Annotated in this window: 17 protein-coding genes; 11 read left to right on the forward strand and 6 right to left on the reverse strand. The window is 69.1% G+C overall.

Features of this window, described 5'->3' with window-relative positions; translation table 11 throughout:
- Window positions 1-2 precede the first annotated feature (2 nt).
- Genes MRBLST15_RS15970 through MRBLST15_RS15985 form a run of 4 tightly spaced genes read left to right on the forward strand, consistent with a single transcriptional unit; the run spans window position 3 to window position 5,981 of the window.
- A complete protein-coding gene (locus MRBLST15_RS15970) occupies window positions 3-899 on the forward strand; it encodes a DUF58 domain-containing protein (RefSeq protein WP_367786720.1) in 897 nt (298 codons plus the stop codon).
- Window positions 896-2,017: a BatA domain-containing protein gene (locus MRBLST15_RS15975; RefSeq protein WP_367786722.1), complete on the forward strand. Its 1,122-nt coding sequence runs from the start codon at window positions 896-898 to the stop codon at window positions 2,015-2,017. Before MRBLST15_RS15970 ends, MRBLST15_RS15975 begins: the two co-directional genes overlap by 4 nt.
- Window positions 2,014-4,179: a hypothetical protein gene (locus tag MRBLST15_RS15980; RefSeq protein WP_367786724.1), complete on the forward strand. Its 2,166-nt coding sequence runs from the start codon at window positions 2,014-2,016 to the stop codon at window positions 4,177-4,179. The genes MRBLST15_RS15975 and MRBLST15_RS15980 overlap by 4 nt, the downstream gene beginning before the upstream one ends.
- The gene (locus tag MRBLST15_RS15985; protein WP_367786726.1) at window positions 4,176-5,981 is read left to right on the forward strand and encodes a hypothetical protein; all 1,806 of its coding nucleotides are present in this window, start codon (window positions 4,176-4,178) and stop codon (window positions 5,979-5,981) included. The genes MRBLST15_RS15980 and MRBLST15_RS15985 overlap by 4 nt, the downstream gene beginning before the upstream one ends.
- A 100-nt stretch (window positions 5,982-6,081) precedes the next feature.
- Here the strand turns inward: MRBLST15_RS15985 and MRBLST15_RS15990 are convergent, their stop codons facing one another.
- The gene (locus MRBLST15_RS15990) at window positions 6,082-6,756 is read right to left on the reverse strand and encodes a hypothetical protein (RefSeq protein ID WP_367786728.1); all 675 of its coding nucleotides are present in this window, start codon (window positions 6,754-6,756) and stop codon (window positions 6,082-6,084) included.
- Window positions 6,757-6,793: 37 nt separating this feature from the next.
- Window positions 6,794-7,315: a hypothetical protein gene (locus tag MRBLST15_RS15995; RefSeq protein WP_265951981.1), complete on the reverse strand. Its 522-nt coding sequence runs from the start codon at window positions 7,313-7,315 to the stop codon at window positions 6,794-6,796.
- Window positions 7,316-7,497: 182 nt separating this feature from the next.
- On the opposite strand from MRBLST15_RS15995, the gene MRBLST15_RS16000 reads away from it, so the two are divergent.
- The 3 genes from MRBLST15_RS16000 (at window position 7,498) to MRBLST15_RS16010 (ending at window position 11,416) form a co-directional block, all read left to right on the forward strand.
- Entirely contained in the window at window positions 7,498-9,987 is a 2,490-nt protein-coding gene (locus MRBLST15_RS16000; protein WP_265951980.1) for a DEAD/DEAH box helicase, read from the forward strand.
- The gene (locus MRBLST15_RS16005; RefSeq protein ID WP_265951979.1) at window positions 9,984-11,003 is read left to right on the forward strand and encodes a ribonuclease H-like domain-containing protein; all 1,020 of its coding nucleotides are present in this window, start codon (window positions 9,984-9,986) and stop codon (window positions 11,001-11,003) included. Before MRBLST15_RS16000 ends, MRBLST15_RS16005 begins: the two co-directional genes overlap by 4 nt.
- A gap of 89 nt (window positions 11,004-11,092) precedes the next feature.
- Window positions 11,093-11,416: an I78 family peptidase inhibitor gene (locus tag MRBLST15_RS16010; RefSeq protein ID WP_367786731.1), complete on the forward strand. Its 324-nt coding sequence runs from the start codon at window positions 11,093-11,095 to the stop codon at window positions 11,414-11,416.
- 96 nt (window positions 11,417-11,512) lie between these two features.
- Here the strand turns inward: MRBLST15_RS16010 and MRBLST15_RS16015 are convergent, their stop codons facing one another.
- Entirely contained in the window at window positions 11,513-13,453 is a 1,941-nt protein-coding gene (locus MRBLST15_RS16015; protein ID WP_367786733.1) for a M56 family metallopeptidase, read from the reverse strand.
- 3 nt (window positions 13,454-13,456) lie between these two features.
- Complete coding sequence (locus tag MRBLST15_RS16020; RefSeq protein ID WP_025876036.1) at window positions 13,457-13,843, reverse strand: BlaI/MecI/CopY family transcriptional regulator; 387 nt, start codon at window positions 13,841-13,843, stop codon at window positions 13,457-13,459.
- Window positions 13,844-14,072: 229 nt separating this feature from the next.
- Here MRBLST15_RS16020 and MRBLST15_RS16025 point away from each other — a divergent pair, with 229 nt between their 5' ends.
- Window positions 14,073-15,131, forward strand: coding sequence for a serine hydrolase domain-containing protein (locus MRBLST15_RS16025; protein ID WP_367786735.1), 1,059 nt, complete (start codon window positions 14,073-14,075; stop codon window positions 15,129-15,131).
- Here MRBLST15_RS16025 and MRBLST15_RS16030 read toward each other — a convergent pair.
- Window positions 15,128-16,255, reverse strand: a complete 1,128-nt coding sequence (locus tag MRBLST15_RS16030) for an SDR family oxidoreductase (protein WP_367786737.1) — start codon at window positions 16,253-16,255, stop codon at window positions 15,128-15,130. The two genes, MRBLST15_RS16025 and MRBLST15_RS16030, sit on opposite strands and share 4 nt — an antisense overlap.
- A gap of 217 nt (window positions 16,256-16,472) precedes the next feature.
- On the opposite strand from MRBLST15_RS16030, the gene MRBLST15_RS16035 reads away from it, so the two are divergent.
- The gene (locus MRBLST15_RS16035; protein WP_100461762.1) at window positions 16,473-16,781 is read left to right on the forward strand and encodes a hypothetical protein; all 309 of its coding nucleotides are present in this window, start codon (window positions 16,473-16,475) and stop codon (window positions 16,779-16,781) included.
- On the opposite strand, the gene MRBLST15_RS16040 is transcribed toward MRBLST15_RS16035, so the two are convergent.
- Window positions 16,769-17,830, reverse strand: a complete 1,062-nt coding sequence (locus MRBLST15_RS16040) for a DNA topoisomerase IB (RefSeq protein ID WP_265951973.1) — start codon at window positions 17,828-17,830, stop codon at window positions 16,769-16,771. The two genes, MRBLST15_RS16035 and MRBLST15_RS16040, sit on opposite strands and share 13 nt — an antisense overlap.
- A gap of 116 nt (window positions 17,831-17,946) precedes the next feature.
- On the opposite strand from MRBLST15_RS16040, the gene MRBLST15_RS16045 reads away from it, so the two are divergent.
- Together MRBLST15_RS16045 and gltB are read left to right on the forward strand one after the other, a co-directional pair.
- Complete coding sequence (locus MRBLST15_RS16045) at window positions 17,947-18,336, forward strand: I78 family peptidase inhibitor (RefSeq protein WP_367786739.1); 390 nt, start codon at window positions 17,947-17,949, stop codon at window positions 18,334-18,336.
- A gap of 172 nt (window positions 18,337-18,508) precedes the next feature.
- Window positions 18,509-22,963, forward strand: coding sequence for a glutamate synthase large subunit (gltB, locus tag MRBLST15_RS16050; RefSeq protein ID WP_367786741.1), 4,455 nt, complete (start codon window positions 18,509-18,511; stop codon window positions 22,961-22,963).
- Window positions 22,964-22,979: the final 16 nt, after the last annotated feature.

Below are 22,979 nucleotides of genomic sequence, written 5' to 3' on the forward strand. Positions count from 1 at the left end.
TGGTGACCGTCGGCGCGCCGCTGCTGCTGCCACCCGACCTGCGTGCGCGACTGCGTGCACTGCGGCTGTGGCCACGCCTGGCCAGTGGTGCAAGCGGCATCGGCCAGCACGCCAGCCGCAGCCGCGGTGCCGGCCTGGAGTTCGCCCAGTACCGCGCCTACGAACCCGGTGACGAACTACGCCAGATCGACTGGAAGCTGTACGCGCGCTCGGACCGCTTCTTCGTGCGCGAATCGGAGCGCGAAAGCCCCGTCACGGTCTGGCTGCTGCTTGATGCCACCGCCTCGGCGGGCCAGGCCGACCGTGCGGCACCTGGACGCAGCCGCCTGGATCACATGCGGCAACTGGCAGCCTGCGTGGTCGAGCTGGCGCTGCAGCAGGGTGATCGCTTCGGCCTGCTGGCCATCGATGGCGAAGGCCTGCAGCTGGTGCCAGCCGCACATGGCGCGCGCCAGCGCGACCGCGTGCACCTGCACCTGCAGGCCCTGCAGGCGCGTGGCGGATGGCCGGCCGCCGAGCGCCTGCGGCCATTGTGGGAGCGCGTTCGCCCCGGCGATCTGCTGCTGGCCATCGGCGATGGCTTCGATGACGCGGGCATCGTGCTGCTGGAGCAGCTGGCCAGCGCGCGCCGCGAGGTGATGCTGCTGCAGGTGCTGACCGCCGACGAGCGCGATTTCCCGTTCGACGCAGGCCATCGTTTCCGCGACCCGGAAACGGGCGAGGAACTGCTCGGCGATGGCGCCGCGATCCGCGCTGATTACCTGCAGCGCTTCGCCGAGGCCCATGCCGCGCTGCGGGCGCGGTTGCAGTCCAGTGGCATCGCCACCGCCACCGGTTGGCTCGACCAGCCGCTGGACCAACCGCTGCAGGCGCTGTTCGGCCGCAGGGGCGGCGCATGAGCCTGCTGTTTCCGCTGGGCCTGGCAGCGCTGGCCGCATGGCTGTTGCCACTGCTGATCCACCTCGCCCGTCGTCATCCCTATACGCCGCTGGATTTCGCCGCGCTGCGCTGGCTGCGCGCCCAGGTACGGCCACGCCAGCGCATCCGCTTCGATGATTGGCCGCTGTTGCTGGTGCGCCTGCTGTTGCTGGCCGCACTGGCCCTGCTGCTGGCGCGCCCGGCGCTGACCGGGCCTGCACCGGTGCCAGCGGCGTGGACGGTGGTGGCACCGGGCCTGGACGCGACCGCGCTGCGCGGCAGCACCGATGCACGCAACTGGCATTGGCTGGCGCCGGGCTTCCCCACCATCGACCAGCCTGCGCCGGCAGACGCTGCTTCCCTGCCCAGCCTGCTGCGCGAGCTGGATGCGCAGCTGCCGGCCGGCACCGCGCTGACCGTACACGTACCCGATCCCTTGCCCGGCCTTGATGGCGCCCGCCTGCAGTTGTCGCGCGAGGTGCAGTGGCAGCCGCACACGCTGGCCGTCACCGCACCAGCGCACGCCTCCATGGCGCCACGCCTGCGTACGCGCAGCGATGCACCGGCGGCAGCGCAGCAATGGCTGGGCGCGTTGCACCGCGCATGGAGCACGCAACCACTGGCGGCGCCCCTGGCCGACGATGCGTTGCCGGGTCGCGGCGAGATCGGCGTGTGGACCGGCACCGATGTACTGCCTGGCACCTGGCAGCGCTGGCTGCAGCAGGGCGGCACAGTGCTGACCGCTGCCAAGCCGCCCGCGGGTGCAGCCGTCCTGCTGCGTGATGCAGACAATGCACCGCTGCTGTGGCAGCAGCGCATCGGCCAAGGCCGACTGCTGCATCTGCGCGGCGAATGGAACGTGGCCCGCAACAGTGCACTCCGCGATGTCCGCCTGCCGCGCGACCTGCTGCACGCCCTGCAACCGCCAACGACCCCGCACCTGGGCGATGCGCAGGACCAGGCGCCACGTCGCGCGCCGCTGCCAGCGGCGACGACGCCCCTGCGTGAACCGACCTCCTGGCTGCTGTTGATGATCGCGCTGCTGTTCGCGCTTGAGCGCTGGATGGCGAGCAGCGCGCGACGCAGGGCTGCACCATGAAGACGCTGCAACAGGCATGGCAGCGCGCACGCCGGCGCCGCGCCGCGATCACTCTGCTGCTGGGCCTGCCATGGGCGTTGGCGGCAACGGCACTGGCGTTGCGCCTGTCCGGTTTCGATAGCGCCTGCGTCGTCGCAACCGTGTCCCTGCTCGTCATTGCGGCCGTGGCAACCGCGCGCGCCCGGCAGCTGGATCGACGCTGGCTGCAGCGCAGGCTGGATGCCAGTGGTGCCAGCGAAGACAGCGCCGACCTGCTGTTTGCTGATGTCACTGCGCTCAACCCGTTGCAGCAACGCCAGCGCATGCACGTGCTGGCGGCGCTTGAACGCAATCTCCCCGAGCTGCGACCACGTTGGCCGCGCAGGGCAATGGCGCTGGGCTGGATCGGCGGCATCGCCGTCGCTGTGCTGGCGCTGGGTTGGCCGCACAACACGGCACCGCGCACTGCCGCCCTTGCGCCGCCGCAAGGCAGCAGCCAGGCCGGTCCACTGCGCCTGCAGTCCACCCGCCTGCGCATCGATGCACCGGCCTACACCGGTCAACCCACGCGTACGCAGAACGCACTCGACGCGAAGGTCGCCGCCGACAGTCGCCTGTCCTGGTCGCTGCGCTTCGACCGTGCACCCAGCAAGGCCTGGCTGCAGTTCCACGATGGCCGTCGCCTGCCATTGCGCGAGCACGACGGCGAGTGGCAGGCGCAGGACGTGGCGCGCACCCCGCTGCTGTATCGCGTGGTCAGCGAACCGGCACTGGCCGACACCCGCCTGCATCGGCTCGACGTGGTCGCCGACCGTGCGCCCACGGTACGCGTGATCGAACCCGCTGCCAGCCTGGTGCTGGGCAGTCCCGGACAGCGGCAGTGGGCGCTGCGCTTCGAGGCCAGCGACGATCATGGCGTCGTCCCGCAGGCGACACTGTCGATCACCACCACCCAGGGCAGCGGCGAGAACATCACCTTCGTCCGGCGCAGCGTGACCCTCAACGGCAGTGGCGAGTCGACGGCGCGGCGCTTTGCCCACACCCTCGACCTGGCCGCGCTGGGCGCACAGCCCGGCAACGATGTGATCGCCCAGCTGGAAGTGCGCGACAACCACGCGCCGACAGCACAGGTCGGCCGCAGCAGCAGCGTGATCCTGCGCCTGCCCAGCACCGAAGCGGTGCTCGGTGCCGAACTGGAAGGCCGCATCAAGAAGACCCTGCCTGCGTACTTCCGCAGCCAGCGGCAGATCATCATCGATGCCGAGGCGTTGATCCGCGAACGCCGGGGCGTTGCCGCCGATATCTTCATCAAGCGCAGCGATGCCATCGGCGTCGACCAGCGCATCCTGCGCCTGCGCTACGGCCAGTTCCTGGGCGAGGAAAGCGAGGGCGCGCCGAAGCCACCGCCGACCAGCGACCTGCCCACCAGCGATACCCCCGCGGCGGACGCGCACGATGACGATCATGACCACGATCACGAGGCGCAGGCAGGCGCACATGACGAGCACGGCCACGACCACGGCGGCGCGGCCAACGGCAGCGACACGCCGCCGGTGTTCGGCAGTGCCACCGACGTGCTGTCCGAGTACGGGCATACCCACGACCACGCCGAGGCGGCGACACTGCTTGACCCGCAGACGCGCGCCACACTGAAGGCAGCACTGGACCAGATGTGGTCGGCCGAAGGCGAGCTGCGCCAGGGGCGCCCCGAGCAGGCCCTGCCGTTTGCCTACAAAGCGCTGGCATTCATCAAGCAGGTGCAGCAGGCCGAGCGCATCTACCTCGCCCGCGTCGGCCCGGAGCTGCCGCCGATCGACGAGGGCCGACGCTTGAGTGGCGACCGTGCCGGGTTGGCCAGCCGCGCACTGCCGCTGGCCGCGCGCACGCCCCTTGACCCAGCCGTCGTCGAGGCCTGGCAGCGATTGGGCGACGAGGGCGGTACGCCCGACCTGAACATGCTGGCCGCTTGGCAGCAGCGCAACAGCGCCTTCCTGCCCGAGGCACTGGACCTGGCTGCCGCCATCGAGCAACTGCGCATCGAACCCGGCTGCACCGAGTGCCGACAGCGCCTGCGTGCGCAGCTGTGGCGCGCACTGCAGCGGCCACTGCCGCAGGTGATGCGACGCAGTGCAGCCGATGCCATGGGGCAGCGCTACCTCGACGCGCTGGAGGCCCAGCCATGAGCACATCGGCATTGAATGTGTGGATCGCGCTCGTGCTGGGGCTGATCGTGCTCGTCGCCAGTGCCCGCCAGCTGCGTTCGCCCACGCGGGGTCGCGGCCGTCTGATCGCCGTACTCACGCTGCAGGCCGCCGCCGCTGCGCTGCTGTACGTCTGCCTGCTGCCGCCATCACAACGCGTTGCCCCGACCGGCCTGGTGGTGATCGGCGCCGAGGCCGACAAGGCGGGTGCACTGCCGGCCGGCGCCACCCGGGTGCTGCTGCCGGAAGCAACGGACGTGGCGGGTGCAGCGCGCGTTCCGGACCTGGCCACCGCATTGCGCCGCTATCCGTCCTCCACGGTGACCCTGGTCGGTGCCGGCCTGGCCGCACGTGACCGCGATGCCGCACTGCCCACCGATACGCGCTGGCAGGCAGCGCCTGCGCTCAACGGTTGGATCACGCTGCATCCGCCTGCGGACGTAGCTCCCGGTGCGCGCTTCGATGTGCACGCACAGGCACGCGGCGTGGAACGTGCGCAGGCCGAGCTGCTCGATCCGGCCGGCGCGGTGGTTGATCGTGCACCGCTGGCGGCCGATGGCCGTGTACAGCTCAGCGGCGTCGCCCGCGCCGAAGGCCGTAGCGTGTTCCAGCTGCGCCTGCTGGATGCGCAGGGCCATGTGGCCGACAGCGTGCCGGTACCGCAGCAGACACTGGCCGCCGCTCCGCTACGCCTGTTGGTGCGCGCTGCTGCACCGGGCGCCGAGCTGAAGTACCTGCGTCGTTGGGCCACCGATGCCGGCATCCGCGTGCAGCTGCAGGCCGAGACCGGTGCGGGCCTCAGCCTGGGCGATGGCAGCGTGGCGTTGGACGCAGCCACGCTGGCGCGCAGCGACCTGCTGCTGCTCGACGAACGCAGCCTGGCCGCGCTCGGCGCGGGTCAGATGGCAGTCGTGCGCCAGGCGCTGCGCGATGGCCTGGGCCTGCTGGTGCGCAGTACCGGCGCGCCATCGGCCAGCGCACGGCAACGCCTGCGCGATCTCGGCCTGTCTTTGCAGGGCGATGCCAGCAGCCAGGTCGCGGCGATGCCAGGCGAGGGTGACGCCACGATGCTGCAGGCACGTCGCGGGCCCCTTGCCGCCGGCACCCTGCCCACCGGTGATGGCGAAGAAGCGGACCGCGCGTCCCATGCAGCGGCGCTGCCGGCGCTGGAGTATCTGGCACTGCAGGCTGCCGACAGCCGCGCCCTGCTGCAGGATCGCGACGGCAAGCCCATCGGCGGTTGGCGCGCCGTCGGCAAGGGTCGCATCGGCATGCTGCCGATCACTGACAGCTGGCGCTGGGTACTGGCCGGTCGCGAGGATCGCCACGGCGAGTTGTGGAGCTCGGTGTTCGCCACCCTGGCACGCGCGCAGGCTGGCACCGAAGGCCCATGGTCGCCACAGGCACTGGCCTGGGCCGGCGAACGCCAGTCGCTGTGTGGCGTGCAGGCACCGCTGCAGGCCTTCGACGCACACGGCAAGGGCGTGCAGTTGATCGTCGACAGCAGCACCGGCACAGCGCGATGCGCAGGCTGGTGGCCACGCCAGGCCGGTTGGCAGCGCCTGCAGCACGGCGACCGCACGCACTGGCGCTACGTGTTCGATCCGAAGCAGGCCCCAGCGCTGCACCGGCAAGCGATGATCGATGCCACCACACAACGGCTGGCCGCTGCCGCACCTGCACCCACGCAGGCGGACCAGCGCGTGCCGGGGCCGCGCTGGCCGTGGTGGTTGGCCTTCGTGCTGTGCGCATCGCTGCTGTGGTGGCTTGAGCGACGACGCTGATCGCGGGGTCGGATCCCTTTCGCGTGCGAAAGGGCTCTGACCCCACCGACTGGATCGCAAACACCATCCACGCACGGCGTGGATCAACGGAATGCGCCGCTCAACGTTTCCCCGCGCGCCGGTACACACCGTTGAAGCGCACGTTCATGCCGCCGCACTCGCTGTTGTCGGCCACGATCAGCACGTCCCCCAACAGCTGCGCGTGCACCGTGCAGGTGTCCTCCACGAAGTCGACCCGGGCGCCACGCGGCACCGCCTGCGCGCTCACCGCGCCGATGTTCGGGCCGCCCGGGCGTTCGGCCAGCGTCGGATTGGCCGAGGGCCAGTAAGCATCGCCTTCCACGTGCAGCTGGCCGTCGCGCACGCGGATCCGCAGGCCGTTGTCACTGTCCTTCCAGTCTCCCGACCAGGCCTGCAGCGTAGGGGCGGGAACCGGCAACGCCTGCAGCTTGCTGCGATCCACCCAGCCTGCGCTGCCACCCACCTTGTTCGGGAAGAACGCGCAGCGGTAATCGCCAAGATCGCGCCCGGTCACCACCGTATCGCCGCTCACCACGTAGCTGCGCTGGCGGCAGGCGGGTTCGCCCTTCGCGGGGCAGCCGTCCATATCACCCAGCAGGTACAGGCGCGGCGTGCCGACCACCTTGGCCAGGGCAAAGCCCGATTGCTCCGAAGGAAACGCGCCATTGCGGCAGGAGCCACCATCGGTCAGCTCGCTGGCGGACGCGGCAAGCGGGCTCAGCGTTGCAAGCAGGAACAGGGTACGCAGCAGCATCCAGGCAGCCTCGAAGGGAAGGTCCGCAGGATACCGCCTACTTCTGAGGCGGTGCCCCGCAACCGTCCTGCTGCGCGCAGAACTGCAGTGCGCGCCGTTGCTGCTCGGCGCTCAGTTCCGGTGGCGGCCGCGCGATGGCCGACTGGATCTGGTCCGGGCCACCGGTGAGCTTGTTCACTCCCTTTGCGGCCGCCATCACGCCCTTGACCACGCCCATCATGATGTAGCCCCCGGCCATGCTGACCTGTTCGGGCGACGGCGGCTCGCTCCAGTTGCGGCTGAAGCGGTTGTTCTCGGCCTTCAGCGGATTCTTGAAGCGGTACAGGTCCAGCGGCTGGTCGTCTTCAGGCTTGAGCGCACGCACTTCACCGAGGGTGGTGACGTTGTCGTGCGGCAGGGTGCTGGAAACCGGCGCGGTGATTGCTGCCGGTGCGTCCGCAGGGGGAGCAGGCGCAGGGTCGGGCACTGTGACCGGCGCGGCCTGCTGCGCCTGCGCGATGCCGGTCAGCAGCAGGCTGGCCAGAAGTGCTCCCTGCGTTCCACGTCGTACCACAGCCATCCACCCTGTTGGTTGCGTCCAGCGACCAAGGATACGGATGCGGGCTTCAGATTTCGTTGGCGGTGGCACGGGCGTTCAGCGCACAGCGCGCCGCACTGAATGATTCACTCCCTCCCGTCACGGTGTCTCACATGCTGAGACCCATCTGTGGTGCCATGTGACCCCCTGAAAATCCTCTTCCCATGGCCTACGAACTCGCCAAGCGCACCGCCGATGCGGAGCAGCAGCTCGCCACCCGCGACGGCCTGCCCGCCCGCGATGGCGCCCTGCTCAGCGCACGCCTGCAGCGCCGCTACCAGGACCGCATCACCGGCAGCTTCGCCATTGCCGGCCGCGAAGGCCGCTATGCGCCGATTCCCGCTTCGGTGCCACCGGCGCTCGCCGCGGCACTGAAGGCACGTGGCATCGAGCAGCTCTACAGCCACCAGGCCGAGGCCTGGGATGCCAGCCAGCGTGGCGAGCACGTGGCCATCGTCACCCCCACTGCCAGCGGCAAGTCGCTGTGCTACACCCTGCCGGTGGTCAGCGCCGCCATGCAGGACAAGGCCAAGGCGCTGTACCTGTTCCCGACCAAGGCACTGGCCCAGGACCAGGTGGCCGAGCTGCTGGAGCTCAACCGCGCCGGCGACCTCGGGGTAAAGGCCTTCACCTTCGACGGCGACACCCCCGGCGATGCCCGTCAGGCCATCCGCCTGCATGGCGACATCGTGGTCTCCAACCCGGACATGCTGCACCAGGCGATCCTTCCGCATCACACCAAGTGGGCGCAGTTCTTCGAGAACCTGCGCTACATCGTCATCGACGAAGTGCACACCTATCGCGGTGTGTTCGGCAGCCACGTCACCAACGTGCTGCGCCGGCTCAAGCGCATCTGCGCGTTCTATGGGGTGCAACCGCAGTTCATCCTGTGCTCGGCCACCATCGGCAACCCGCAGGCGCATGCCGAGGCGCTGATCGAAGCGCCGGTCACCGCCATCACTGAATCCGGCGCACCGAGTGGGCCGAAGCAGGTGCTGCTGTGGAACCCGCCGGTGATCAACCCGGACCTGGGCCTGCGTGCCTCGGCGCGTTCGCAGAGCAACCGCATCGCCCGCATCGCGATCAAGTCCGGGCTGAAGACGCTTGTGTTCGCGCAGACCCGGCTGATGGTGGAGGTGCTGACCAAGTACCTGAAGGACATCTTCGACCACGACCCGCGCAAGCCAGCGCGCATCCGCGCGTACCGCGGCGGCTACCTGCCCACCGAGCGCCGCGAAACCGAGCGTGCGATGCGTGCCGGCAACATCGACGGCATCGTCAGCACCTCGGCGCTGGAGCTGGGCGTGGATATCGGCAGCCTGGACGTGGTGATCCTCAACGGTTATCCGGGCAGCGTGGCCGCCACCTGGCAGCGCTTCGGCCGCGCCGGTCGCCGCCAGCAACCTGCACTCGGGGTGATGGTGGCCAGCTCGCAGCCGCTGGACCAGTACGTGGTGCGCCATCCGGACTTCTTCGCCGAAGCGTCGCCGGAACACGCGCGCATCGCGCCCGACCAGCCGTTGATCCTGTTCGACCACATCCGCTGCGCGGCGTTTGAACTGCCGTTCCGGGTCGGCGATGGCTTCGGCCCGATCGATCCGGAAGTGTTCCTGGAAGCACTGGCCGAAACCGAGGTGATCCACCGCGAAGGTGAGCGCTGGGAATGGATCGCCGACAGCTACCCGGCCAACGCGGTCAGCCTGCGCGCGGTGGCCGACGGCAACTTCGTGGTGGTCGACCGCAGCGATGGCCGCCAGCAGATCATCGCCGAGGTCGACTATTCGGCTGCCGCGCTCACCCTGTACGAAGGCGCCATCCACATGGTGCAGTCCACCCCCTACCAGGTGGAAACGCTGGACTGGGAAGGCCGCAAGGCCTACGTCACCCGCACCCACGTGGACTACTACACCGACAGCATCGACTTCACCAAGCTCAAGGTGCTGGACCGTTTCGATGGCGGCGTGGCCGGCCGTGGTGATTCGCACCATGGCGAAGTGCACGTGGTGCGGCGCGTGGCCGGCTACAAGAAGATCCGCTACTACACCCACGAGAACATCGGCTACGGCCCGGTCAACCTGCCCGACCAGGAACTGCACACCACCGCAGTATGGTGGCAGCTGCCGCAGGCGCTGCTGCTGCGCGCCTTCGCCAGCAAGCAGGACGCGCTGGATGGTTTCCTCGGTGCGGCCTATGCACTGCATATCGTTGCCACGGTGGCGGTGATGGCCGATGCGCGCGACCTGCAGAAGTCGGTGGGCAACGGCGATGGCACCTGGATCGCGATTGCCGACCAGAGCGGCCGCGGCCAGCTGCGTGGCAGCGATGGCGAGCCTGGCGCGGTGGAACTGCTGCAGGAGTTCGTGCCGACCGTCTACCTGTACGACAACTTCCCCGGTGGCGTCGGTCTGAGCGAGCCGTTGTGGCAGCGCCAGGCCGAGCTGGTGCAGCGCGCGCGCGAACTGGTACAGCGCTGCGACTGCAGGGCGGGTTGCCCGGCCTGCGTCGGCCCGGTGCTGGCCGCGCAGGAAGAAGATGAAACCTCGCCGCGTGCGTTGGCGCTGCGCGTGCTCGACCTGTTCGATGCCGATGCCTGCCAGCATGTCGCCGACGCAGTGGTGAGCACGCGCGACCCGGTGGAGCTGATCGCCCCGTGAGCCTGAGCCTGGACAAGCTGCGCCTGCTGCGGAAGCAGGCCGGTGACCCGAAAGCAGCCACGCCTGCCGCGCCGGCACAGGACACGCCACCGGCCCCCGTGGCCGCCAACGATGCGCGGCAGCCGCCGGCCGAGCGTTCGGTGTTTGCCTGGGTGGAACAGGAGATCCGCCACAAGCCGACCGGCCCGGCCACCTCCGCGCCTGCGCCGGCAACACTGCGACGGCCCGAGGTCGGCAGCCTGCATCGCCTGCTCGGCATGCGCTCGCGTGGCGGCCCGGCGCCGGCACGCGCCAATGCGCAGGACCGCCAGCTGCCCGGCGAAGAAATCGCGCCCGGCCTGTTCCTGATCGAGTCACTGCAGCCGCAGGCCATTCCCACCATGCCGCTGTCGCTGGCGTTCGCCAAGCGCGAAGACCAGCACGTGTCCGCGCGCGACCTGTTGTTCTTCGATACCGAAACCACCGGCCTGGCCGGCGGCACCGGCACCCGCGCCTTCATGATCGGCGCCGCCGATTGGCACGTGTGCCCGCAGCGCGGCGAGGGCCTGCGCATCCGCCAGTTGCTGATCTCCACGATGGCCGCTGAAGAAGCCATGCTGGCCACCTTCGCCCACTGGCTGCAGCCGCATACCGTGTTCTGCAGCTACAACGGCCGCAGCTACGACGCACCACTGCTGAAGACGCGTTACCGGCTGGCCCGGCAAGCCGATCCCATCACCGCACTGGACCACGTCGACCTGCTCTATCCCACCCGCCGCCGTTATCGCGGCACGTGGGAGAACTGCAAGCTGTCCACCATCGAGCGGCAACTGCTGCGCGTGGTGCGCGAGGACGATCTGCCCGGTTCGGAAGCCCCCGCTGCGTGGCTGCGTTTCCTGCGCGGCGGCGATGCGGTGAACCTGCGCCGGGTGGCCGAGCATAACCACCAGGACGTGGTGACCCTGGCGCTGCTGCTGCAGCGGCTGGTGCGGGAAGAGCAGCGCGAGCGGGAGACGCTGGCGCTGGTAAGCGGATGATCGGGAAGGGCGGGTTCAGGCCGCGTTGACATCACTGACACACGTCCCGGCGACACTGCCGCTACTGAACACCACCCAGGAGTACTTCCATGCGTCGATCCTCCCTGTTGCTGCTTGCGGCCATCCTGCCGCTGGCGGCCTGCAGCCATGCCGGTGGCAACGCCTCCGCCGAGGTCGGCAGTCTGCCGGCCAAGGTGTCTGACGGCCCCCAGGAGTGCAAGCCTGAAAAGCTGGAAAGCTTCACCGGCAAGACCGCCGACGAAGCGACGATCAAGAAGCTGGTTGCAGACAGCGGCGCGCGCAATGCACGCGTGGTCAAGCCCGGCATGGCCGTCACCATGGACTTCCGCCAGGACCGCGTGACCGTGCAGGTGGACGCGCAGAACCGCATCGAGCGCGCCAGCTGCGGCTGATCCGGGCCCTTCGGGTAGCGCCGGGCCATGCCCGGCGACTTCCCTTGCCAACTGCACCGCTGCGCTCGCCGGGCGTGGCCCGGCGCTACCGCACGATCAGAGCCGCTCGGCCTTGCCGCTGGCCAGCGCACGCGCGATTACCTGCTCTGCCTGCTTCGCGGCCTGCACCTGCAGGCGTGCCTGGCGCTCACCCAATGCCGCCTGCTTGCTGCCCAGCACGGCCTGCTGGCTTCCCAGCGCAGCCTGCTGACTGGCGAGACGGCTCATCTCGCGGCTGCGCTCGGACTGCAGCCCCTGGTTGCGGGCAACCTGTGACGCGCGCTGTGCTTCAGCCGCTGCCTGCCGTGCAATCGCCGCATCATCCACCGCGCCACGGGTGGCCCGCGCCGCTTCGGCGGCCGCTTCACGGTTGATGTCGCGATCGTTGAGCGCACTGCGCGCAGCCCGTGCGGCGGCGAGGGCGATCTCACGCGCCTCTTCACCTTGCAGCCTGCCCAGCTCGCCCTGCTCGCGGCCGAGCTGACCCTGCTGACGGCCCAACGCGCTCTGCTGGCGCCCCAGTTCACTCTGCTGGCGGCCCAGATCGGCGGCGCCGGCATAGGCACGCTGCAACGACTGGATCAGCATCGGATCACGTACCACGTAGCGCTTGTCGCCCTGACGGAACCACAGTGCCGGGCCGTCACCAATCCGGCTGCGCGCCTGCATTACATCGTCCATGCCGGCATTGGCGAACGCCTGCCCATGATCGACGAGCACAAAGGCCTGCTGCGGCGGCGTGCCGAGATCGAGCTGGCCGTGGGTGACGATCGTGGTTTCGGAGCGCGTGTGGGTGCTCGTGTCCTGCTCGTCGTACTCGTCAGCATCGGCAGGCTCTTCCGGCTCAGCCGGCTCAGCCCAGTCGGCAGGCTCTGCAGGCACGGCGGCCGCTGGCGGTGCCGCGGGGGCCGCGGGGGCGGCAGGCGCGGCTGGCGGCGGCGGCGCTGGCACAGCACGCGGCGGTGCCGGCGGCGCGGGCGGAACTGGGGCGGCCACCAGGCGCATCGGCGCCACACCCACGGCCAACACCACCAGGGTCAAGCCGACGGCCAGCAGGCGCGGGCACGCCCGGTGCGACTGCAGCGAGAGCAGGCGGCGCTTGAGGCTGGTGGTGCTGGGCGCTGCGCTGGCCACGCCGAGGTGCGGCTGCGGCGCCACACCCAGCTGCAGCAACAGGCGGCCATAGGCATGGCGGCTGGCACCATGTTGGCCGACCACGGCCGCATCCACCGCTTCCTCGCGGGCCTGGGCATATTCGCGCACGGCCAGGCGCAGCAGCGGATGGAAGAAGAACAGGTGCTGGGCCAGGGCCGGCAGCAGTCCCCACTGCAGGTCACGACGCTGCAGGTGCTGCAGCTCGTGGGTCAGCGCAAGATCCAGGGCATCGCCCTGCAGGGCGTTCATTCCCGCCGGCAGCAGCAGCACCGGACGGAACGGCCCGACGAGCTGCGGCGCATCAACCTGGTCGCTCATCCACAGGCGTGGTGCGCGGCGCAGGCCGTGCGCATCCGCGGCCAGCTGCAGCGCCTGCACCAGTGCCTGGTCCTCGCACGGATACGACGCAGCCAGCAGCGCGCGGCAACGGCGCCATTCGCCGAAGGTCCGCAACGCCATCAGCAGGACGCCGGACATCCACAGCGCGGCCAGTGCCAATGCCCACCAGGCCACCGGCGTGCTGCCGACATCGCCCATCGGCGTGTTCGCCAGCAGGTGCGCCGATGCCTCCGGTGCCATCGTGTACATGGCGTCTGCGGCAAGATCCACGGTCGTCATTGCCACCGCATCGGGTGCGGGCAGCCAGGCCAACTGCAGCGGCTGGCTCCACAACAGGCCGACCACGGCCTGCAGCGATACCAGCCACCACAAGCGGCAACGGGTGGCCGCCGACAGCGACGGCAATGCGCGGCACAGCAGGTACACCAGCGCCACCAGCAGCACGGTCTGCAGGCTGGTCCAGCCCAGCCGCTCCAGCATCGGAATCAACATCGAGGTATCCATGGCTCAGTCCTCCTGGCGACGCGATTGCAGTTCGGCCACCAGCGCTTCCAGTTCGGCCAGTTCGTTGTCGCTGACCTTCTGCCGCTGCGACAGGTACGCCACGAACGGCGAGACCGAGCCCTGCAGGGTGTTGTCGACGAACTGGGCGACGGCGCCCTGCAGCACGCTCTCCGGGCCGCGGGTGGGCTGGTAACGGTAGACGCCCTGCTGCTGCCGGCGCTGCAGGTAACCCTTGGCGCGCAGGCGCTCCATCATCGTCAACACCGTGGAGCGGGCCAGTCCGCGCGGTTCGCCATAGCCGCTGGCGACCTCGCCGACGCTGGCCGGCGCCTGCTCATCCACATACTGCAGCAGGGCCAGTTCCTGGTCCCCGATGGTCTTGCCACGCATGACAACACTCCCTTGACTACACGTGTCGCTACTGTTGCCATGACGACACCTGTAGTCAACCCCCCGGAAGTCATGGGCCGACAAACGGTAGGGCGCGCGGCCGGCTTAAACCTTTTACGCCGCGCGCGCATCCGATCCCTGGCCTGACACCTGCGGCGGCCGTCATCGCCGCCGATCTTCCTGCCCTCCGGGATCCCGCATGCCTCGCCAGACGCTACGAACCCTGCTCATGATCATCAGCCTGCTGCCCTTCGCCGCTGTCTCCGCCAACCAGGACCAGGCCAACGACCAGACCCGCCGTTTCATCCGCCAGACCATGCAGGAACAGCGCATTCCGGGCCTGCAGATCGCCGTGGTCAAGGATGGCCAGGTGGTGCTGTCGGAAACCTACGGGCTGGCCAACGTCGAGAACGGCGTAGTCGCTACCCGCAGCACACGGTTCCCGCTCAACTCGGCCACCAAATCCTTCACCGGCGTCGCTTTGGCGCAGCTGGCAGAGGACGGGCGGGTGGATCTCGACGCACCGGCCTCGCGCTATCTCGATGACCTGCCCGGAAGTTGGCGTGCGGTACGCGTGCGCCAACTGCTTGCCCACACCTCTGGCCTGCCCGATATCCTCGATGCAGAAGGACTGCTGGGCGGTGGCTCGGAACAGGACGCATGGCAGGCAGTCCGCGCGCTGCCGGCAGAGGCCGCGGCGGGCGAGCGCTTCCAGTACAACCAGACCAACTACGTGCTGCTGGCGCGGATCATCGCGCAGCAATCCGGCATGCCCTACGAACGCTTCCTGGCCACCCGCCAGTTTTCCACCGCGCGCATGGCACGCACCACGTTTGGGGACAGCTACGACCTGGTCCCGGATGCGGCGACGATGTACAGCTACCTGCCACGCGCAACCGATGCGAAGGATGCGACACCACGGCTGTCGCACTGGTTCTACGACATGCCGCCCAGCCTGTGGGCCGGGGGCGGCATCCTCACCACGGCCGACGACACCGCGCGCTGGTTGGTTGCATTGCAGGATGGACGCCTGCTGGAGCGGCGCGCGGTGCAGCAGATGTGGACGGGCGAGCGCCTCAACGATGGCAGCGCCGGCGACTGGGCCGCAGGCTGGCCGGTGTTCAACACCGCGCCCGACCTGCAGGTGGGTGGCATGGGCGGCGCGCGCTCGGCCTTCATCGTCTATCCCGAGCGCGACCTCGCTGTTGTCGTGCTGACCAATCTGGTCGGCGCCAATCCGCAGCAGTTCATCCCGCGCATCGCCGGTTTCTATTCCGCCGCGCGCTAACCGCGCGGCCCGCCCATCACCGGCAGGATCACCCCGTTGATGTAGCTGGCGCAGGCTGGTGAGGCCAGGAACACATAGGCTGGCGACAGTTCTTCGGGCTGTGCCGGCCTGCCCATGTCGCTGTCCTTGCCGAACTCGGCCACGTCCTTTGCCCGCTTGTCGGCGGGATTCAGCGGTGTCCACACAGGGCCCGGCGCCACGCAGTTGACGCGGATGCCGCGCGGCAGCAGCTGGCTGGCCAGTGCTTTGGTGAACGCATGGATGGCGCCCTTGGTGGCCGAGTAATCGATCAGCGCCTTGCTGCCGAACAGGCCGGTTTCCGAACCGGTATTGATGATGCTGGCGCCCTCGCCCAGATGTGGCAGCACCGCACGCGCCATCTGGATGTAGCCGCCGATGTTGGTCTGCAGGGTTTCCTGCAGGTGCGCGTCTTCCAGGTCTTCCAGGCGCTCGCAGTGCAGCTGGAACGCCGCGTTGTTGACCAGGATGTCGATGCCGCCGAAGGCCTTGGCCACCTGTTTCACTGCCTTGTTGCAGAAGCGCGGATCGCGCACATCGCCGGCGATCACCACGCAGCGGCCGCCCTCCTTCTCCACGTGCTGGCGAGTGAGCTCGGCGTCCTCGGCTTCGTCCAGATGCAGTACCGCAACGTCAGCGCCTTCGCGGGCGAACAGCACCGCCACCGCGCGGCCGATGCCGGAATCGCCACCGGTGACGATCGCGCGCATGCCCTGCAGCTTGCCGCTGCCGACGTAGTCCGGGGCGAGGAAGCGCGGCGCCAGTTCCAGCGCATGCTCATGACCCGGCTTGGCCAGTTGCTGCGCCGGCATCGCCTCCGGCTGACGGCGCGGACCGGCCTGGGTGGCGGTCTTTTTTGCCGCCTTTTTCGTTGCCTTCTTCGCTGCGCGTATGTCCTTCGCTTTTTCCTGGTCCTGCAGGCGCCGCTGCCGCGCTGCCACACGCGCGGCGCGCGGGTCGGAAGCAGCGGCCTTGCGGGTGGCGGTCTTCACCACGCGCAGGCGCTCGGACGTGGTGGCTTCGGCGGCGGCTGGGGCGGCCTGGGTGCCTTTGCGAACCTTCGGCGATGCCTTGCGGCGGGCGGGGGTCTTCCTGGTGGTGGCCATGCAGGTCTCCTCGGGGGAATTGGGGTTGCCGGCCAGCGGCCGGCACTACCGGGGCGCGTGGGCCGCAGTACCGGGGGCGGCGTGCGCCGCTCGTGCAGTGTCCCCACGCAGGCTGTTGGCGGCAGTGATCGCGCCGTGTCCATCGCGTGTACGGCATTCATTCCGCCACCACGCGTGTCGTCGCACCCTGCAGGCCACAACACGAGGAACGTCCCCCATGAAACATGCCATTGCCACCGCCGCCGTCTGCTTCGCTCTCGCCGCCTGCAGCAGCAGCCCCGTCGCCCAGATCCAGCCGATCGATGGCGTGATTTCCGGCCAGTGCCATTCGGACATGGTGCGCGGCGCGGTCGGTCTGGCAGCATCGGATGCCACCGTCGAGCGCGCCCGCGTCGACAGCGACAGCCTGCACGTGCAGGTACTGCGTCACGACGGTCCGCGCGTGCCGCCGGCCAGCGAAGGCGGTGAGCGCCTGACCATCGAAAAGGGCCGCACCAACAACATCACCGCGATCTACTGCGGCTGACCTGCCTTGCGGCTCAGCCGCCGCGCCCGACGCAGCACTTTCAGCGTCGCCTGTTCCCACTGCCGCGGGCCGCGCAGGCCCGCCAGTGCGGTCAGCTCGCCGCGTTCCCAGCCGGCAAACACGCAGGGATCGATGTAGGCCTTGCGGCATACCGCCGGAGTATTGCCCAGCCGCGCGGCCACCTGGCACACCACCTCGCGCTGCGCCTTGGCCAGCGCGCGCTGGCTGGGCGGTTCGGGCAGCTCGGTTGCGGCGAAGGCCTGCACTGCCGCCATCGTGCCGCCCCATGTGCGGAAGTCCTTGGCAGTGAAATCCTCACCCATCACCTCGCGCAGGTAGTCGTTCACCGCGCCCGAATCCACCGGCTGCACCTCGCCCACGTCGTCGCGGTACTGGAACAGGGCCTGCCCCGGCAGCTGCTGCACGCTGCGCACCAGCGCGCCCAGCCGACGATCGCCCACCGTCACCTCATGCAACTGGCCGGACTTGCCGCGGAAGCGCATGCGCACCCGGCCCCCCCGAAGCAGGTCCAGGTGACGGTTGCGCAGCGTTGTCAGGCCGTACGACTTGTTCTCCTGCGCATAGGTCTCGTTGCCCACGCGCACCAGCGTGTCTGCCAGCAGCGCGACCACCACCGCCAGCACCTTCTCGCGCGGGAAACCGCTGCGTTTGAGGTCACGGCCGAGACGCCGCCGCAGCGCCGGCAGCGCTTCGCCGAAGGCGATGATGCGGTCGAACTTGCCCGCATCACGCACCGCCGCCCAGTCGGCGTGGTAACGGTACTGCTTGCGCCCGCGTGCGTCGCGGCCGGTGGCCTGCAGATGGCCGTTGGCATGGGCACAGATCCACACCGCGGTGTAGGCCGGGGGCACCGCCAGTGAGCGGATGCGCTGCAGCGTGGCGGCATCGCGCACGGCATGCCCATCGGCATCGCGATAGGAGAAGCCTTTGCCGGCGCGGACACGGCTGAACCCGGGCTGGGTGTCATCGACGTAGCGCAGGCCGGCGGCGCGCGCGGCCTGGCGTTCGGGTGTAGGGGTGGCGGGCATGCCATCAGTCTGCCGATCGACGCGGCGTGGCCACGTCAATAACGCAAGACAAACACGTGAGGGTGGGTTCGCCGCTATGCTCGGCCTTTCACCGTCCCTTCCCTTCCGGAGTCATGATGTCGTTCCCGATCCGCGCCCGTTCCCTCTCCGCCCTGCTGCTGCCGGCCGTGCTGGCCCTGACCGCCTGCCAGGCGCCGTCGCTGGATGAGCAGGACTCGGCCACCGCCCACGCACAGCAGGCCGCCGAAGCTGCCAAGGCGCCGGCCGACGAAGCCGGCAAGGCCACCGAAGCACCGCCGGTTGGCAACTGCGACGCCAGCCAGGTGCAGAGCCTGGTCGGCCAGGCTTATACCGATGCGCTGGGCAAGCAGGCCCAGGAAGATGCGGCGGCCAAGCAGATCCGCGTCCTGCACCCCAATGACGTCACCACGATGGAGTTCCTGGGCGATCGCCTGAACATCGAAGTGGACGCAAAGGACGTGGTCAGCGGCGTCCGCTGCGGCTGACCCATCCCGCGCCGGCATGCGTTTGCCGGCGCTTTGGTTGCGGCTGCAACCGTGTATTGCGGCGTTGCAGCAACCTGTGATCTAGTCGAGGCATCCGGTGGCCTCACGATGCGCTCCAGGGATTGGGCGGGCAGGAGTGTCCCCGTTCATTTCAATCTGCATCGAGGTAGAGATGGCCCCCCGCAACCGCCAAGGGCTTTACGACCCGCGCTCCGAGCGCGATGCCTGTGGATTTGGCATGGTCGCCCAGCTCGACGACCAGCCTTCGCGCCTGCTGGTCGATACCGCCATCGCCGCGCTTTCGCGCATGACCCACCGTGGTGGTGTCGCCGCCGACGGCCTGACCGGTGATGGCTGCGGCCTGCTGCTGCGCCGCCCCGATGCCTTCCTGAAACTGCTGGCCAGTGAAGCGGGCATTGCCGTCGGCGCGCGCTTCACCGCCGGCCTGGTGTTCCTGCCGCACGATGCCGACGCCGCGCAGGCCTGCCGTGCACAGCTGCAGCAGCAGATCGAAGCGGTGGGCTGCAAGGTGGCCGGCTGGCGCGAGGTCCCGACCGACGACAGCGTCTGTGGCCAACTGGCACGCGACACCCTGCCGCGCATCGAGCAGGTGTTCGTCGATGCCGGCGTCGGCCAGGATGACGCCGGCTTCGGCCTGGCCCTGTTCCTGGCCCGCCGCCGCAGCGAACAGCAGCTGCGCGCGCATGCCGACTACTACGTCACCACGCTCAGCCCCAACGCCATCAGCTACAAGGGCATGGTGCTGCCGGACAAGCTCAGCCGCTTCTTCCCGGACCTGCAGCGGCGCGAACTGGCCTCCAGCGCCATCGTGTTCCACCAGCGCTTCTCCACCAATACGCTGCCGCGCTGGCCGCTGGCGCACCCGTTCCGGATGCTCGCCCACAACGGCGAGATCAACACCATCGAAGGCAACCGGCGCTGGGCGCAGGCGCGCAGCAAGGTGTGGAAGACGCCGCGCTTCGATATCGGCGAATTCGATCCGGTCATCTCCATGCACGGCTCCGATTCGCAGAGCCTGGACAACATGCTGGAACTGATGGTGTCCGCGGGCATGGAACTCATCCAGGCCCTGCGCATCCTGGTGCCGCCGGCAACGCAGTCGCTGGAATTCAAGGACCCGGACCTGGCGGCGTTCTACGAATTCCACGGCCTCAACAGCGAGCCATGGGACGGCCCGGCCGGCATCGTCGCCTGCGACAGCCGCTACGCCGTGTGTACCCTCGACCGCAACGGCCTGCGCCCGGCGCGCTGGATGCTGACTGCCGATCGCCATTTCCTGGTCGCTTCCGAAGCGGGTGTGTGGGAAGTGCCGACCGAGCGCGTGGTGCGCAAGGGCAAGCTCGGTCCGGGCGAGATGATCGCCATCGACCTCAAGCGCGGAGACCTGCTCGATTCGGAAGCCATCGATCGCATCAACCGCGGCCGCGCACCGTACAAGCAGTGGCTGCAGCAGGGCGTCACCTACCTGCAGACCGAACTGATCGATCCGTCGCTGGTGGAAGAGCCGTTCGACGAAAGCACCCTGCGCAGTTACCACAAGCTGTACCAGCTCAGCAGCGAGGAAGTGGAGCAGGTGCTGCGGCCGCTGGCCGAGACCGAGCAGGAAGCCACCGGCTCGATGGGCGATGACACGCCGATGGCCGTGCTCAGCCAGCGCAGCCGTCCGCTGTACGACTACTTCCGCCAGGCCTTCGCGCAGGTCACCAACCCGCCGATCGATCCGCTGCGCGAAGACTGCGCGATGTCCCTGTCCACCCAGCTCGGCAAGGAGACCAACATCTTCCATGCCGGCCCGGAGACGGTGAACCACGTCATCCTCAATTCGCCGGTGCTGAGCCAGCGCAAGCTGCGCCAGCTGCTGAAGATGGACCAGTACGTGCAGGCCAACCGCCTGCTCGACCTGTCCTACAGCGAAGAGGAAGGCCTGCGTGCTGGCATCGAACGCATCTGCGCCGAAGCCGAACAGGCCGCGCGCGATGGCATGGTGATGCTGCTGCTGTCCGACCGCTACCCGGTGGCTGGGCGGCCGATGGTGCACGCCCTGCTGGCCACCAGTGCCATCCACCACCACCTGTCGCGCCTGGGCCTGCGCTGCGACGTCAACCTGATCGTGGAAACCGGCACCGCGCGCGACGCGCACCACATGGCCTGCCTGCTCGGCTTCGGTGCCACGGCGGTCTATCCATACCTGGCCTACCAGACCCTGTTCGACCTGGGTCGTCGCGGCATCCTCAAGCTCAGCAAGGGCGGCGAGCAGTCGCAGATCGGCCGCCGCTACCGCAAGGGCATCTACAAGGGCCTGTCGAAGATCATCTCGAAGATGGGCATCTGCACCGTGGCCAGCTATCGCGGTGCGCAGCTGTTCGAGATCATCGGCCTGGAGCCGGAGGTCGTCGACCTGTGCTTCCCCGATACCGCCTCGCGCATCGGCGGCGCCGGCTTCGCGCGCCTGGATGCCGATGCACGTGAACTGTGCGCGCAGGCCTGGGATGCGCAGCAGGGCGTGGATGTCGGCGGCCTGCTGAAGTATGTGCACGGCGGCGAATACCACATGTACAACCCGGACGTGGTGACCACCCTGCAGCGCGCGGCGCGCAGCGGTGACCCGCGTGCGTGGCAGCAGTACTGCGATGCCGTGCATGCGCGGCCGCCGTCGGCGCTGCGCGACCTGCTGCAGCTGGTGCCGGCGGCCACGCCGACACCGTTGGACGAGGTCGCACCGGCCGGCGAGCTGTTCCCGCGCTTCGATACCGCAGCGATCAGCCTCGGTGCGCTCTCGCCCGAGGCACATGAGGCGTTGGCCATTGCAATGAATCGCCTCGGTGGCCGCAGCAATTCCGGCGAAGGTGGCGAAGACCCGGCACGCTATGGCACCGACAAGCGCAGCAAGATCAAGCAGGTGGCGTCCGGTCGCTTCGGCGTCACCGCCGAATACCTGGTCAATGCCGAAGTGCTGCAGATCAAGGTCGCGCAAGGCGCAAAGCCCGGCGAAGGCGGCCAGCTGCCCGGGCACAAGGTCAATGAACTGATCGCGCGGCTGCGCTATGCCAGGCCCGGTATCGGCCTGATCTCGCCGCCGCCGCACCACGACATCTACTCCATCGAAGACCTGGCGCAGTTGATCTACGACCTCAAGCAGGTCAACCCGACCGCGCTGGTGTCGGTGAAGCTGGTCAGCCATGCCGGCGTCGGTACGATCGCCGCCGGCGTGGTCAAGGCCGGCGCTGACCTCATCACCATTTCCGGCCACGACGGCGGTACCGGTGCGTCGCCGGTCAGTTCGATCCGCTATGCCGGCGTGCCGTGGGAACTGGGCATCGCCGAGGCGCACCAGGCGCTGGTGGCCAACGACCTGCGCGGGCGCACCCTGCTGCAGACCGACGGCGGCCTGAAGACCGGCCTGGACGTGGTCAAGGCGGCGCTGCTGGGCGCGGACAGCTTCGGCTTCGGCACCGCGCCGATGATCGTGCTGGGCTGCAAGTACCTGCGCATCTGCCACCTCAACAACTGCGCCACCGGTGTGGCCACCCAGGATGAGCGCCTGCGCGAGAACCATTTCACCGGCCAACCCGAGCGCGTGGAGAACTTCTTCCGCCTGCTGGCCGAGGAAGTGCGCGGCTGGCTGTCGGTGCTGGGCGCACGCTCGCTGCAGGAGATCGTCGGCCGTACCGACCTGCTGCGCCAGCTTGAGGTCTCGCCACGCGAGGACGTGCGCGTGGATCTGTCGCGGCTGCTGGCCGACGCCAACTACCCGGGCAGCCACTGCGCCGCACAGCGCCTGTACGAATCACCGGACAGCCTGGCCACGCAGATGGACGGCCTGCTGGCCGAGGCCATCGAGCACAAGCGCGGCGGCGAACACCGCTTCCTGATCCACAACACCGACCGCAGCGTCGGCACCCGCCTGGCCGGCGCGGTGGCACGCGCGCACGGCAACCAGGGCATGGCCGAATCGCCGCTGGACCTGCGCTTCCGTGGCAGCGCCGGGCAGAGCTTCGGTGCCTTCAACGTCGGTGGCCTGCATCTGGAAGTGGAAGGTGAAGCCAACGACTACGTCGGCAAGGGCATGGCCGGCGGCCGCCTGGTGGTGCGTCCGCCGCGTGGCGCACGCTTCGAGGCACGCAGCACCGCGATCATCGGCAACACCTGCCTGTACGGCGCCACCGGTGGCGAGCTGTTCGCCGCCGGCCGCGCCGGTGAACGTTTCGCCGTGCGCAACTCCGGCGCACTGGCGGTGGTGGAAGGCGCCGGTGATCACTGCTGCGAGTACATGACCGACGGCGTGGTGCTGGTGCTGGGCAAGGTCGGCCTCAACTTCGGTGCCGGCTTCACCGGTGGCCTGGCCTACGTGCTGGACGTGGACCGCGATTTCGTCGACCGCTACAACCACGAGCTGATCGACATCCATCGCGTGTCCGCCGAAGGTTTCGAGAACTACCGCCAGCACCTGCACCGCCTGATCGGCCGTCATCGCGAGCTGACAGGCAGCATCTGGGCGCAGCAGATCATGGACGAATTCCGCGATTACATCGGCAAGTTCTGGCTGGTCAAACCCAAGGCCGCCAGCATCGAGTCGCTGACCGAAACCCTGCGCCGCGCCGCGTGAGCGCGCGCACCGCACT

Origin of the sequence: Stenotrophomonas sp. LST15-1-1.1 (assembly GCF_040815575.1) — a bacterium.
In the GTDB taxonomy this organism is placed as follows: domain Bacteria; phylum Pseudomonadota; class Gammaproteobacteria; order Xanthomonadales; family Xanthomonadaceae; genus Stenotrophomonas; species Stenotrophomonas lactitubi_B.

What these genes read in the sequence shown, in the direction of transcription:
- MRBLST15_RS15975 (WP_367786722.1), top strand. Translation starts at nt 896, where the DNA reads ATGAGCCTGCTGTTTCCGCTGGGCCTGGCAGCGCTGGCCGCATGGCTG.
- MRBLST15_RS15980 (WP_367786724.1), top strand. Translation starts at nt 2,014, where the DNA reads ATGAAGACGCTGCAACAGGCATGGCAGCGCGCACGCCGGCGCCGCGCC.
- MRBLST15_RS15985 (WP_367786726.1), top strand. Translation starts at nt 4,176, where the DNA reads ATGAGCACATCGGCATTGAATGTGTGGATCGCGCTCGTGCTGGGGCTG.
- MRBLST15_RS15990 (WP_367786728.1), bottom strand. Translation starts at nt 6,756, where the DNA reads ATGCTGCTGCGTACCCTGTTCCTGCTTGCAACGCTGAGCCCGCTTGCC.
- MRBLST15_RS15995 (WP_265951981.1), bottom strand. Translation starts at nt 7,315, where the DNA reads ATGGCTGTGGTACGACGTGGAACGCAGGGAGCACTTCTGGCCAGCCTG.
- MRBLST15_RS16000 (WP_265951980.1), top strand. Translation starts at nt 7,498, where the DNA reads ATGGCCTACGAACTCGCCAAGCGCACCGCCGATGCGGAGCAGCAGCTC.
- MRBLST15_RS16010 (WP_367786731.1), top strand. Translation starts at nt 11,093, where the DNA reads ATGCGTCGATCCTCCCTGTTGCTGCTTGCGGCCATCCTGCCGCTGGCG.
- MRBLST15_RS16015 (WP_367786733.1), bottom strand. Translation starts at nt 13,453, where the DNA reads ATGGATACCTCGATGTTGATTCCGATGCTGGAGCGGCTGGGCTGGACC.
- MRBLST15_RS16020 (WP_025876036.1), bottom strand. Translation starts at nt 13,843, where the DNA reads ATGCGTGGCAAGACCATCGGGGACCAGGAACTGGCCCTGCTGCAGTAT.
- MRBLST15_RS16025 (WP_367786735.1), top strand. Translation starts at nt 14,073, where the DNA reads ATGATCATCAGCCTGCTGCCCTTCGCCGCTGTCTCCGCCAACCAGGAC.
- MRBLST15_RS16030 (WP_367786737.1), bottom strand. Translation starts at nt 16,255, where the DNA reads ATGGCCACCACCAGGAAGACCCCCGCCCGCCGCAAGGCATCGCCGAAG.
- MRBLST15_RS16035 (WP_100461762.1), top strand. Translation starts at nt 16,473, where the DNA reads ATGAAACATGCCATTGCCACCGCCGCCGTCTGCTTCGCTCTCGCCGCC.
- MRBLST15_RS16040 (WP_265951973.1), bottom strand. Translation starts at nt 17,830, where the DNA reads ATGCCCGCCACCCCTACACCCGAACGCCAGGCCGCGCGCGCCGCCGGC.
- MRBLST15_RS16045 (WP_367786739.1), top strand. Translation starts at nt 17,947, where the DNA reads ATGTCGTTCCCGATCCGCGCCCGTTCCCTCTCCGCCCTGCTGCTGCCG.
- gltB (WP_367786741.1), top strand. Translation starts at nt 18,509, where the DNA reads ATGGCCCCCCGCAACCGCCAAGGGCTTTACGACCCGCGCTCCGAGCGC.